The sequence below is a fragment of the Patescibacteria group bacterium genome (genome assembly GCA_030583705.1).
In the GTDB taxonomy this organism is placed as follows: Bacteria; Patescibacteriota; Patescibacteriia; order Patescibacteriales; family Patescibacteriaceae; genus Patescibacterium.
This window is the reverse complement of the sequence record CP129471.1, coordinates 579,684-591,849: the sequence shown is the minus strand read 5'-3', so window position 1 is coordinate 591,849 and position 12,166 is coordinate 579,684. Positions and strand designations below refer to the sequence as shown.

At 38.0% G+C, this 12,166-nt stretch carries 12 protein-coding genes; 11 read left to right on the top strand and 1 reads right to left on the bottom strand.

From position 1 onward, the window contains the following. The first annotated feature begins 15 nt into the window (after positions 1-15). From QY321_02880 to QY321_02855, 6 genes are all read left to right on the top strand, one after another. Positions 16-609: a hypothetical protein gene (locus QY321_02880; protein ID WKZ24536.1), complete on the top strand. Its 594-nt coding sequence runs from the start codon at positions 16-18 to the stop codon at positions 607-609. A 56-nt stretch (positions 610-665) separates the two neighbouring features. Next, positions 666-1,613: a hypothetical protein gene (locus QY321_02875; GenBank protein ID WKZ24535.1), complete on the top strand. Its 948-nt coding sequence runs from the start codon at positions 666-668 to the stop codon at positions 1,611-1,613. 83 nt (positions 1,614-1,696) lie between these two features. Further along, complete coding sequence (locus QY321_02870; GenBank protein WKZ24534.1) at positions 1,697-2,188, top strand: hypothetical protein; 492 nt, start codon at positions 1,697-1,699, stop codon at positions 2,186-2,188. Between the two features lie 28 nt (positions 2,189-2,216). Continuing rightward, a complete protein-coding gene (locus QY321_02865; GenBank protein WKZ24533.1) occupies positions 2,217-5,132 on the top strand; it encodes a hypothetical protein in 2,916 nt (971 codons plus the stop codon). A 289-nt stretch (positions 5,133-5,421) separates the two neighbouring features. Next, a complete protein-coding gene (locus QY321_02860) occupies positions 5,422-5,694 on the top strand; it encodes an HU family DNA-binding protein (GenBank protein ID WKZ24532.1) in 273 nt (90 codons plus the stop codon). A 577-nt stretch (positions 5,695-6,271) separates the two neighbouring features. Beyond that, entirely contained in the window at positions 6,272-6,430 is a 159-nt protein-coding gene (locus QY321_02855) for a hypothetical protein (protein WKZ24531.1), read from the top strand. 67 nt (positions 6,431-6,497) lie between these two features. Here the strand turns inward: QY321_02855 and lexA are convergent, their stop codons facing one another. Further along, positions 6,498-7,148: a transcriptional repressor LexA gene (lexA, locus tag QY321_02850; GenBank protein ID WKZ24530.1), complete on the bottom strand. Its 651-nt coding sequence runs from the start codon at positions 7,146-7,148 to the stop codon at positions 6,498-6,500. A 169-nt stretch (positions 7,149-7,317) separates the two neighbouring features. On the opposite strand from lexA, the gene QY321_02845 reads away from it, so the two are divergent. The 5 genes from QY321_02845 to QY321_02825 all read left to right on the top strand — a co-directional run bounded on the left by QY321_02845 (position 7,318) and on the right by QY321_02825 (position 11,997). Next, positions 7,318-7,698, top strand: coding sequence for a hypothetical protein (locus tag QY321_02845; protein WKZ24529.1), 381 nt, complete (start codon positions 7,318-7,320; stop codon positions 7,696-7,698). A 135-nt stretch (positions 7,699-7,833) separates the two neighbouring features. After that, entirely contained in the window at positions 7,834-8,097 is a 264-nt protein-coding gene (locus tag QY321_02840) for a metal-sensitive transcriptional regulator (GenBank protein ID WKZ24528.1), read from the top strand. 37 nt (positions 8,098-8,134) lie between these two features. Then, on the top strand, positions 8,135-10,417 hold the full coding sequence (locus QY321_02835; protein ID WKZ24527.1) for a heavy metal translocating P-type ATPase: 2,283 nt from the start codon (positions 8,135-8,137) through the stop codon (positions 10,415-10,417). A 39-nt stretch (positions 10,418-10,456) separates the two neighbouring features. Then, complete coding sequence (locus tag QY321_02830; GenBank protein ID WKZ24526.1) at positions 10,457-11,560, top strand: sulfite exporter TauE/SafE family protein; 1,104 nt, start codon at positions 10,457-10,459, stop codon at positions 11,558-11,560. 20 nt (positions 11,561-11,580) lie between these two features. Next, positions 11,581-11,997, top strand: a complete 417-nt coding sequence (locus QY321_02825) for a cupredoxin domain-containing protein (protein ID WKZ24525.1) — start codon at positions 11,581-11,583, stop codon at positions 11,995-11,997. Positions 11,998-12,166: the final 169 nt, after the last annotated feature.

Genomic DNA, 12,166 nt, shown 5'->3' with positions numbered 1-12,166 from the left:
TAGTAATGTACTTTTATGAGTATACCATCAGTAAGTCTCTCCACCCTTGAAACTTCTGTTTCTTCCCTTGAAACTTCTGTTTCTTCCCTTGAAACTTCTGTTTCTTCTCTTGAAATTTCTGTTTCTTCCCTTGAAACTTCTGTTTCTTCCCTTGAAACTTCTGTTTCATCTCTTGAAACTTCGGTTTCTTCTCTTAGGGCTTCTGTTTCATCTCTTGAAGACTCAGTCTCTTCTTTAACCGCTATGGTGGTTGATATGGCGAAATCATTCGTTGCTTTTCGTGCTGAAATGAGTGATTTTCGTGCGGAAGTTTATAAGCGTTTTGATCGCAACGAGCGAGCTATAGCTGAATTAAGACAAGAGACGAAACAGGATATTTTTGAGATTAGACAAGAAATGAAAGACGGGTTTGTTCAAGTTAGACAAGAAATGGATCGCCGATTTGACAAGCTCTCTGAAGAAGTTGGTGAGTTAACCGGATTAGCGGGTGGTTTTATGCGTGAACGTGTAGGTGATTTAGTTAACATTATTCATGATCAGAACGATGTTTTTAACCGTAGGCTTGAAAAGGAATTTGAGTCAGTTAAGCGAGTTGACGCGACCACCTAATTCTTATCCTATAAGACTATTTGGCAATTTTTAATAAGTTGTGCTATAATTAATTTATGAGATGTCCAAATTGTCAAAAGCTAATTTTAAATAATACAGCCGTTTGTCCGTTTTGCGGTCAAGCGGTAGCTCAATCATCTAACGAAAAACCTATGTTTGAACAACCGACTAACCCGGTAGCCTCTCCAGTTGGGGCTAATCCGGTACCAAGTGGCGTACCACACGCCGAACATCATGAAGCAGTGCATCGTGAAGTTAAGAAACGCCATTGGCAACGTTGGCTTTTTTATGCTTTGTTAATTGTAGTGGTGCTGGGAGCTATTGGTTTAACTGTTATTACTGGTAATAATAACGCAAAGTTAATGAAAGAAGTTAGTGACTTACAAGCTAACCTTACGAGTAAAACACAGGAAGTTGCTTCGGCTCAAGAAAAAGCTGCTGAGGCCTTGGAGAGATCTTCGGTTTTGCAGACCGAGTTGGATCTTAAAGCCACCCAATATAGACAGGAGATTGAACTTCAAGCCAATGCCGGACAAGATCTTGGTGAATGTCGTTTAGCTCTTTCCGCAGCTGATGCTAATGTGTATAACTTAATTCTTGAATTAGGCTCTGGTATGAGCTCGGCTGATCTTATGCGTATTCCGGTAGCTGATTCTAACTTGGATGTTGGTCTTGATTCGGACGGTGACGGTTTATCTGATGAAGTTGAAGCTTCTTTTGGTACAGACCCCAATAATCCCGATACCGATGGTGATGGTTATAGTGATAAAGAAGAAATTCTAGCCGGGTTTAATCCTTTAATACCAGGTGAGAGTTTGCCTATTGACCAAGGTTTTGCGGATAGCCAAAAAGGTAGAATACTTTTACAAGTAGATGGTAATAACGAAGCTTGGTATGTAAGTCCATCGGACGGAAAGCGTTATTTCATGGGTCGTCCAGGCGATGGTTATAAAGCCATGCGTAGTATTGAGTTTTGGACCAAGAATTTTTCTAAGGATGAATAAATCCTTTAAGTAATAACTAAAACTTAAACACCCTCCTCGTGAGGGTGTTTTTTATTTTCCTCCTTTATTATTAATTTTTTCTTATGAAAAAATCCTTTATTTTATGGGGAGGCTTATTATTAAGCCTGTTTTTCGCCTTTTGGCTATTTTCTTATTATCGCTCGTATTTATTATTCGCCCCCTATCTATATGAAGCTCGTTTTTATCCGGTAAGCTCCTCGCCCCAAGAAGCTTATGAGGCTTTTTCCTCGGCTCTTAAGGACAATGATCTTAAAACAGCCCTTAAATATATTTCTCGTGAGAAAAGAGATTATTATAAAGAACTTTTAACTAACGAAGAATGGCGTGAAAGACAAATTAGTGACAAACCAATTTTACGAGAGCTTTATCGCCAGCCTTGTGATTATGAAAATATTTGCGAAGAAACCGCTGTTTATGAATATGATTATGACCTTTTACAAGACGAAGAACGCGAGATAGCTGGCCAAAGAGTTTATCTTGAAGCCGGAAGACGAACGTTGCAAATAAGGTTTATTAAGCTCTCTCCCTCGGTTTGGCAGATTAGTGAGCTTTAGCCCTCAGTTTAATTATTAACTCTTTCTTATGTTAAAAATATTCTTAGCCAAAGTTTGGTTTTTGGGTGTTGGGCTTTTTCTGGTCATGTCTTTTTGGCCAATATCTACCAAAGCTTTTGACACCTATGGGGTCCATCCGGCACTTTCTAGGGCAGTAGCTTATGCTTATAACGATCGTCATCCGGATAATAGTCTGGACGCTACCGCCATCGCTTGGTTGGCGCATGGCAGTAGTCGCGAAGATGTACCAGTTTCTCGGCCGCTTAATCATTTTTTTAATCCTTTATCTAAAAAAGGTTTGTCTATCTTGGGTATTAGTCTGGGCTGGCCTTCGCCTTTTTGGGCTTCTTCGCCTTCCAGACAAAGACTTGAACCAATTACTGGCGATTGTTCTTGGCCAACCGCCAGGCGAGCTTTAAGGGATAATAATTTAGCTAAGGCTCATACTTGTTTGGGACATGTTTTACATCTTCTACAAGATTCGGCGGTGCCGGCTCATGTAAGAAATGATCAGCATGCGGAGGGGGATCCTTTTGAACAATGGCTTAAGTTTAATCGTCCACCAATGAAAGAGCCCTTACCGCCTTTGCCTGATTGTAGCGATTACCGAGACTGCATAGCCTCTTTAGCTACTTGGGTTAATCGTCGTTTTTTTAGTAAAGACACGATTGACGGTTCTGATTTTAGAGAACCTTTTAATCGGATAACGGTAAGAGGGGATATATTATTCGATGGCTCACGACCCCTAGCTCGTTATAATATAAGGACAGATGAACTTATTTTAACCGAAGATATTCATGAAGCCTATTGGCATGAAATCTCTCCCATGATGATTTCCTACGGTGTTCGTTTGTTAGAGCTCTTTTTTGATAACGTTGGTTCAGAGCCTCCAACTCCAGGGGAAATTATTAATGAGGCGATCAATGACGCGGTTAATGAAACAGTTAACCGCGGACGAGAAGCCGTAGGAGAGGTGATAGAGAGAATTACTCAGCCTGGTAATAATTTTATTCCTCTACCGATAATACCCGGTTTAGTGGAAGGAGCCATTGCTCTATTACCAGATCCAGCTAGGCAGGCGGTAGATGGGTTAATTGGTAATATAAACATACCAAGCCAGCCTTGGTGGCCTAGTTTACCTGGTATAGGAGGAGGGTCGGGATCAGGTAATTCTTCATCTGAAGAAGAGGACTCTGAACAAGAAGGAGGTAATGAAGAAGATAATGGGGGTGGGCAAGGTAGTGAAGAAGGGAATGGGGTAGAAGAAGAAAACGGCGATGAAGAACAACAAGGAGAAGATAATGAACAGGTAGATGAGGTTGAGGAAGAAGAAATTGTTTATAATGGTCCGCCTGAGTCTCCTAAGCTCGGCTCTTTATTAATTACCGCCTATGGCACTGGCCTTGATGGAGGAGAATACTTGGAGATTTATAATCAGTCCAATAAGCCGATTAGTCTAAGTGGTTTAGCGGTACAGGCTAAGCGTCTTGATTTAAGTTTTTGGAATACTTTAGCTTCAGGTGCTTCTCTTAATTATGTTATCCTTGAACCTCACTCTTTTTTCTTAATTGCCGGTCCAGGATATAGCGAGAACTTTGTTGTAGCTGATCGTTATTATGTTTCACCGGTTATACCTAACACGGAAGGAGAGCTTAGGTTGTTTTATAATAACACGGTTATTGATCATTTAAGCTATGATGAGCCGACTGTCTTTAGCCAAGAGCCCAAAGCTAATCATCTTTTAGGTAGTCGGACAGTAGATTTAAACAGGGGTCTTAAACGACTTTGGCATTTCTCGGAATGCGTTGGTGAGCCTCGGGATAGTTTAATTGAAGATGTTTTACCAGATACCTTATGGGCAGTTGGTAAGTGGGATTGTGCTTTGGAGTATAATTATTATGAACAAAAGACTTCCACCACCATACCACTTACACTTAATAGTCCGGAATTAACCTTCTCCTTTTACTCCAAAGACGTTAATGGTATTGCCCAAAATGGTTTTTACTTTTTTGATGAGAATGAAGAAGTTTTGGCAGGTACTCATTTTTCCGGCCATAATGTTTTATATATCCATAATGGGTCATGGCCGAGTATAGGCAGACTTTATCCGGAAAATAGAGATTGGAATTTAATGACCTTTGTTTTTGGTCATAATTATATAGCTTGGTATCTTAATGGACAGTTGGTTAAAAAATATCCGCTGTCTGGCGCACTGTCTGGCGAGATTGTTAAGATGACAATGAACATGTATGGAGGAGTTGGCGCTTGGTTAGTTGATGAGATTGGCATTTGGGACAGAGCCTTAGCTAAAGAAGAAGTAGCGGCTTTATTTAATCAGCAAATTCCGCCAGTGGTTGAACAACCAAGCTTTAAGCCAGCTAAGCTATTACATTACTGGGATTTTGAAGATAGCGGAACCTTGGCTGTTGATAAGGTCGGGGGAGTGATTATTCCCCAAGCCGCTCTAACGACTGGTCGGTATAGTCAAGGTCTTTTAATGGTGCAAGGAGTCCATAATTATGATATATCAATACCAAGCTTAAACAGTCGTTCAGTCTCTCTGTCTTTTTGGCGACACAGTATGCCGGGTTTTTCCGGACAAGGTGGTGTTAGTTTATATAGTAGTCTACTAGATGGGCACTTTGGTTTACAAGGGGGTTATGGCAATATCTATGCCAAGATAAATAATTATGCCTTTTTCTTAAACAGACCACTAGCTTATTACGCCTGGATTCATATGGGGTTGGTTTATGATGCACAAGAGATGACTTTAACGGTTTATTTTAATGGACAACCTTATATTGACTATTTAGTTGTTTGGCCATGGCTACCTTTAGATCGTCTCTTTATTTATGAGACATGGGATAGGTTTGCGATTGATGATTTACGTATTTATGAGGGTGTTTTAACGCCAGAACAGATACTTGAATTAGCCGGTAATTGATAATATGGCATGTTGAAAACTTTTAAGTAGAAGAAGGGATTTTTTTCATGACTAGTTGTTAATTTAACAAAAAAGCTTTATTTTATCCTATTTTCTGTTAAAAACCACCTAATATTAGCTATTTTTTATTATATAGGTTAATGATAACAAAAAATTGGTATTGTCAAGAAAAGGATACTTAGCAAGCTCTTGCTAAAACCCTTTATTTTATTGCCGTTTTGTTCATTTTGCTGTATAATGGTAATTAAGAAAGGTGTTTAGCCTTTTGCTTACTAACTTATTAGGATTTATGACAAAGTCCCAACTAATGGAAGCTTTGGCTTCTAAGACAGGCCTTGCTAAAAAGGATGTCGTCAATTTTATGAATATTTTGACCGACATGGCCTACAGCGAGGTTAAGAGCAACGGCGAATTTACCTTGCCGGGTCTTGGTAAAATGGTAAAGGTGCGTCGCCAGGCTCGCATGGGTCGCAACCCGGCCACTGGTGAACAAATCCAGATCCCGGCCAAGACGGTAGTAAAGTTCCGTCTCTCTAAGTCTGCCAAAGACGCTGTTCTTTAAGATTTTCTTAAAGAGCCAGATTATTTTGGCCCAACAAACCACGGCTTACCCATAGGGGAGCCGTGGTTTTGTTTAGACAGCTAAAAACCTTTGTTTTGGAAAAAAAGGTCAGCTTTTGTTATCCACTTGCCTGATTATGATTTATATGATAATTAGTATATATGGTAGTTTTTTTCCGTTAATTAAAAAGGAGTAACAATGGACAGTTTCTAGTTTTATATTTTTGTACATTAAAGAAAACGAGGCTTCGTATTTTTAAGAAATCAAAAAAATAAATTAATGTCTAAAAAAAGTTCAAAATCTTTAGGAAGTAAAAAGTACAAACCTCAAGAGGTGAGGAAAATTACCAATATAAAAAACAAGGTTATAAACGGAGCCCATAGTAACCCCTCAAATTACAAAAAGGGTTAATAAGGGTTCCAAGCAATTATTGATCGATTCTTTAAGATTCCCCTCTGTTTTTTTATTAAGCCAGGGAGTGGTACTTGGTTGAACTTTAAACTCATGAGGGGAGTTTAAATAGAGGTTGATTAGAAAAACGTTTTCGTATACGTAGTATTTTTAAAAGAAGAAAAAAATGAAAAAAGTAGATTTAACAGTTCTTACCTTAAAAAAATTGCTTTTAACTTTTGATCAAAAGATAAAAGCCAAAAAAACACATTATTATATAAAAACGTGCCTAGGACATTGGCACAAAAAAGATAATGTTTCTCTTTTTGAAGAAAAGGAGGAATAATATAGATTTTATAAAAACATATTTTAAAATAAAACTCCCTAACATCTGTTAGGGAGTATTTTTTTATTTATGCAAAATAACTTAGGTTACCTTGTACATCGGTAAAGAAGGGGACAGCACAGATTACTTCACCGCAAATAGCGGCTTCTGTAGCCATAATCGGTTTATGGGATTTGTCGGTAGAAACCGGGGAAAGGATAACGGCTTGGTCTCCTTTATGAAGTTTTTTAATAGTGGCCTTATCATCCACGACTGCTACCACTCTTTCTCCTGATTCATAATAATCTTTTTTCCTAATTAAAACCAATTCATTATCATTAATACCGGCTTTGTTCATGGAATTACCGGAAGTCTTTAGAAGAAAGTGTTCTTTAATACTTCCTTTAAGTAATTTCGCATCAACCGGCATATAGCCTTCAATATTGTTATCCGCATAAAAAGCCGGAGTACCACAGGAAGCCATACCTAAAAGAGGTACTAAAACAGTTTCAGCTTTATTGTTATTATTCTGATCAATAATCCGTATACTTCTTGGTTTAGCGGTTTTATTAATATAGCCTTTACTCTGCAGGGCATCCAAATACTGACTTACTGATCTAATGGAAAGAAAGCCCAATTTAAGCCTTATCTCTTCAATAGTAGGGGAGATACCATGTTCTTTTATATACCCCGTAATATAATCAAGCACATTCTTTTGTTTTTCTGTTAGTTTTTTCATATATTTATTATTTATATATATTATATATACATCTTAGCAAATTATATATATCTTGTCAAGAGGTAGGGTTGTGGATAAGCCAAGATGGATCAAAATACTATTGCCTTTTTTCTTTATTTATGTTTCTATTTAAGAGCAAATTAAAAATTTAAAAAATATAAAAAAGAAAATGGAAGGTGAAAAAACACAAAAGAAAGAGAGAAAAGAAAAAGAAAAAAAGGTGCTGATTATTACTAACCAGCATTTTAGACAAAACAAAATAGATGATATTTTACAACATCTAATCACAGTAAAAAACAGCTATCATGTTAAGATTGAGATGAAAGAAGAGGAGCAAGAAATTGATTCTTCTGATTATGATCAATATGATGTAATTTTGGTCTTAGCCGGAGAATTAAACAAGGGTCATGATTTTACTGCAGACTTTACAGAACTTAAAGATAAAAATGTTATTTTTCTATCTTTAATTCTTAATATAAGATTTCCCCAATTCGGGAAAGCTTATGATCTGATGGATTTTTTAAAAAATAAAATTTATCTAGATCTTTAATATTCAAAATTAAAAAACCCTCTGAGTCTTAAAATTTTAAAGCCGCTTTTACAAAGGCGGCTTTTCTCTTGCTTAATTTTAACCTATAGCCTATACTATAGGTATAGACCAGCTTAAGGTCTTTAAAGATTTTTTATGAAAAAAGTAACTCATGGTAAAAAAGCTTTGCTTTTGGCTAAGCAAGCCCAAGGCACTATGGCCAAAGTGGCCGCTATGATTGAAGATGGTGAGTACTGTCCTGCCATTATCCAACAAGCGGACAGTGTTGGCGGTTTGATTAAGTCTTTAAAAAAGGAACTTTTAGCCGGACACTTGGATGGTTGTTTAGCTATGAAGTTAAAAGAGAACAAAGAGCAGACCGTTAAAGAGCTTTTAAAGATTTATAATCTCTCTGTTTAATTCTCTTTACTATTTTTAAACTAACTAAATTAATTATATGAACGATTCAAAAAGCTACCAAGTAAAAGGCATGCACTGTGCTTCTTGTTCTTCTTTAATTGAGCGATCGTTAAAAAAACTTCCCGGAGTTAATGAGGTTGAAGTCTCTTATGCTACTGAAAGTATGACGATTAAAGGCGAGGTTGGGTATGAGAAACTTAATGCTAATCTTAAAGACTTGGGCTATTCTTTAGTTAAAGAAGGTGGTAGTGAAGATAACTCTTCTAAGGATAAAGATGAGGCTGATAAAGATGAGGCTGATAAAGAATTACTTGATTTAAGAAAAAAAGTAATGATCTCTTGGCCGATTATCGTTATCAGTATAGTGGTTATGGCTTGGGAGATTGGAGCCTCTTATGGACTCTGGGCTATGCCTGAGGATCCTTTAAAGGGCTTTATTCATCACCTCATGCCTATTTTGGCCTTTTATATGTTATTTGTTATAGGTCTGCCTTATTTGGCCGGTCTATGGCGTTTTTTGCGTCATGGGCGAGCGGATATGACCTCCTTGATCGGTCTTGGTACTACGGCCGCTTTTTTATACAGTTTTATCTTAAGCGCTTTTAAAAGTAGTCTGGCACCCTATTTAGACGTTGAGGTTATGTATTATGATGTTACCATTGTGGTAATTGGTTTTGTAACTCTTGGAGCCTATCTTGAACGTCGGGCTAAAGCCAAAACCGGCTTGGCTTTACGCTCTTTAATTTCTCTTCAAGCCAAAGAAGCTACGGTACAACGCGATGGAAAAACAATGACTTTGCCTTTGTCTGAGGTTGTAATAGGGGAAATAATAGTAGTTTCGGCTGGAGAAAAAATACCTTTAGACGGAGTTGTTTTAGAAGGTCAATCCTTTGTGGATGAGGCGATGATTACTGGGGAGGCTATGCCAGTGGAGAAAAAGGAGGGAGAAAAGGTGGTAGGCGGAACAATTAATCAAGACGGTCGTTTAATAATTAAAACCTCAGCTCTTGGGCAAGCCGGCTTTTTAGCCCAGGTTATTTCTTTAGTAACAAAAGCCCAGAACAGTCGGGCACCGATTCAAAAATTGGTGGATAAGATTTCTGCGGTCTTTGTGCCTATTGTAGTGGTGATTGCTTTGTTATCCTTAGCCGCTTGGTTATTAATTGGTCCGCGCTTTATGGATTTTTCATCTGCCTTAGCTTTAGGTCTGGCTTGTTTTGTCGGGGTCTTGGTTATTGCTTGTCCTTGTGCTTTAGGTTTAGCCACTCCAACGGCTATGGTGGTTGGAGTAGGACGAGGAGCTGGGCGGGGAATTTTAATTAAAAACGCTGAGGCTTTAGAAAAGCTTTCGGCAGTAAAGAAAATAGTTTTTGACAAAACTGGCACCCTAACTGTTGGGCGGCCTGAGGTAATGAATTTTATCAATGTTTCAACTTTAAGTGATTCACGTATTCTTTCCTTAGCCTCTTCCCTGGAAGCTTCAGCTGGGCATCCTCTAGCGCGGGCGATTATGCAATATGGAGAGGAAAAAGGTGCTCCAGATAATTTAGCTTTAAAAGATTTTACTATTCACCGAGGTAAGGGAGCGGAAGCTTATATAGAAGATTCTAGATATTTGATCGGTAGTCCGCTTTTTATAGAAGAACAAATTAATTTAAAACCTCAAGAAGAGATTATTAATAATGATACTTATCTTACCCAAACTCCGGTAATATTATCTGATGAGAAAAATATTTTGGCCTACTTTATGATTGGTGATAAGATAAAAGACTCAGCTAAAGAGGCGGTAGCTTCCTTGCAAGCACAGGGGATAGAGTTATTCCTTGCTACAGGAGATAGAGAATCAACAGCGGCCTGGGTGGCCAAAGAAATTGGTCTAGATAATTATCAGGCAGGGCTTTTGCCGGAAGATAAGCAAGTGTTAATTAATAGTCTTAAAGATAAGAAAGAAGGTTTAGTGGCCATGGCGGGTGATGGAGTTAACGATGCTCCGGCTTTGGCGGCGGCTGATGTGGGTATTGCTATGTCTACCGGTACAGACACCGCTATCTTTACAGCCGATCTGACCATTCTTCATGGAGATCTTGGTAAACTATCTGAGGCTATTGCTCTATCTAAACAAACCAAAAGAACAATTAGACAAAATCTTTTTTGGGCATTTTTGTTCAATACGGCCGGTATTCCAATAGCTGCCGGGATTCTTTATCCGTTTCTCGGAATTATACTTAATCCAGCTTTAGCCGGTGGAGCTATGGCCGCTTCCAGTGTTTTGGTGGTTGGTAATTCTCTAAGGATGGTTTATCGCAAAAAAAATGTTTAATTCTTAAGACAGTTATGGTATTATTATTTAATCAACAATATGCAAAAACATAGTTTTAAAATACAAGGCATGCATTGTGCCGCTTGCCGTCTAATAATTGAAGATATTATTGGAGAAGATAAAGAAACCATTAAAGCTGAAGTTAGTTTAAAAACTAATTTACTACATGTGGAAGGAGACTTTAGTCGTGAACAAAAAGATCTCTTGGAAGATTGGCAGGGTCAATTAAAAGTTCATGGTTATAGTCTTTACTCACAAGAAGAAGGAGAAGAAGGAAGAGAAAGAGAAGAAGGAAGGGGAGAAGAAGGAAGGGGAGAAGAAGGAAGTAAGATAGAAGAGAATATAACAGTAGAAGCGCGGAAAAGAAAACAAACAACTCTACTCCAAGCTTTTCTTTTAGGTTGTTTTATTTTATTTGGTTTTGTTATTTTTCAGCGTTCAGGGATTCTAGATTTTTCTACTGGTGAGTCTTTTAATCTATCTACCGCCTTCCTGCTTGGCTTAATTGCCTCTTTATCTAGTTGTCTGGCAGTAGTGGGAGGTTTGGTTTTATCTTTATCCGCTAACGCCGCTAAAGTTGGGGCTAAAAAACAATCTGCTTTTATGTTTCATATTGGGCGACTTTTGTCCTTTATTGTTTTAGGAGCTCTACTTGGTTTGGTGGGAGAAGCTTTTTCCGTTAGTCATGAGGTAACCTCTTTTTTGGGTATGTTAGCGGCTTTGGTAATGATTATTGTTGGGCTTAATCTATTAGAAGTCTTTAAGGGTTCAGGTCATCATCGCTTTATGACTTTGCCTGATAAGATTTTTCGTTCCATTACCAAAAGAAGCTCTGGATCTTTTTCGCCCTTTATTGTTGGAGCTGGTACCTTTTTCTTGCCTTGTGGTTTTACCCAATCCATGCAGATTTTGGCCCTAGCCAGCTCTTCACCTTTGCAAGGCGCTTTAATTATGGGTTTGTTCGCCCTTGGTACCCTACCAGTTCTATCTACTCTGTCTTTTGCATCTTTTTCTTTAGCCTCAAGTAAATATGGTTCGTTATTCTTTAAGACTTCGGGTATTGTGGTAGTGGGGCTTGGTTTATATGCCCTCTTGGGTATTTTGGCGGTTTTTGGTATAATTAAACCACTTACTTTATTTTAAATTTATTACAATTAAAAAATATGAATAATAAGACTTTGATCATTGTAGCGGCAGTAGCGGTTTTGGCTGTTTGGTTTTTTTCAAGTAGATCGTCCCAAGAGGGTAAAGTATATTCTTTTGGAGGAGAGCAGGCAATTTCCGAGGTTGTGAGCGAAGAAAACGGTGAGCAGGTTATTAGGGTTTTAGCCAAGGTAGGTTACACTCCGAAAAAGATTGTTGCCAAAGCCGGTATGCCAACAAGGCTGGAAATAGAAACCAATTCAACCTATGACTGTTCCGCTGCTTTTACTATTCCTTCCATTAATTACCGCCAACAGTTACCAGCCACTGGTTTAACGGAAATTGAGATACCGGTACAAAAAGCCGGAGATAGTTTGGTTGGTATGTGTACTATGGGCGGTATGTATTCTTTTACTGTTAATTTTATTGAGGCCTAGTCATTTTAAGCCTTTATTTTACTGAGCAATCAAACACCTCAACTAGTTGAGGTGTTTATTCTTATGTCATCCTACCTATAATTTCGATATTTTCTTAAAGTCAACCACTTTTTTATTGCGAGCTAGCATTATAAATGCTATAATAATGATATTATTATAAGATGTCATT

Excerpts from the sequence above, each read along its gene's own strand:
- QY321_02880 (WKZ24536.1), top strand. The coding sequence starts at position 16 with ATGAGTATACCATCAGTAAGTCTCTCCACCCTTGAAACTTCTGTTTCT.
- QY321_02875 (WKZ24535.1), top strand. The coding sequence starts at position 666 with ATGAGATGTCCAAATTGTCAAAAGCTAATTTTAAATAATACAGCCGTT.
- QY321_02870 (WKZ24534.1), top strand. The coding sequence starts at position 1,697 with ATGAAAAAATCCTTTATTTTATGGGGAGGCTTATTATTAAGCCTGTTT.
- QY321_02865 (WKZ24533.1), top strand. The coding sequence starts at position 2,217 with ATGTTAAAAATATTCTTAGCCAAAGTTTGGTTTTTGGGTGTTGGGCTT.
- QY321_02860 (WKZ24532.1), top strand. The coding sequence starts at position 5,422 with ATGACAAAGTCCCAACTAATGGAAGCTTTGGCTTCTAAGACAGGCCTT.
- QY321_02855 (WKZ24531.1), top strand. The coding sequence starts at position 6,272 with ATGAAAAAAGTAGATTTAACAGTTCTTACCTTAAAAAAATTGCTTTTA.
- lexA (WKZ24530.1), bottom strand. The coding sequence starts at position 7,148 with ATGAAAAAACTAACAGAAAAACAAAAGAATGTGCTTGATTATATTACG.
- QY321_02845 (WKZ24529.1), top strand. The coding sequence starts at position 7,318 with ATGGAAGGTGAAAAAACACAAAAGAAAGAGAGAAAAGAAAAAGAAAAA.
- QY321_02840 (WKZ24528.1), top strand. The coding sequence starts at position 7,834 with ATGAAAAAAGTAACTCATGGTAAAAAAGCTTTGCTTTTGGCTAAGCAA.
- QY321_02835 (WKZ24527.1), top strand. The coding sequence starts at position 8,135 with ATGAACGATTCAAAAAGCTACCAAGTAAAAGGCATGCACTGTGCTTCT.
- QY321_02830 (WKZ24526.1), top strand. The coding sequence starts at position 10,457 with ATGCAAAAACATAGTTTTAAAATACAAGGCATGCATTGTGCCGCTTGC.
- QY321_02825 (WKZ24525.1), top strand. The coding sequence starts at position 11,581 with ATGAATAATAAGACTTTGATCATTGTAGCGGCAGTAGCGGTTTTGGCT.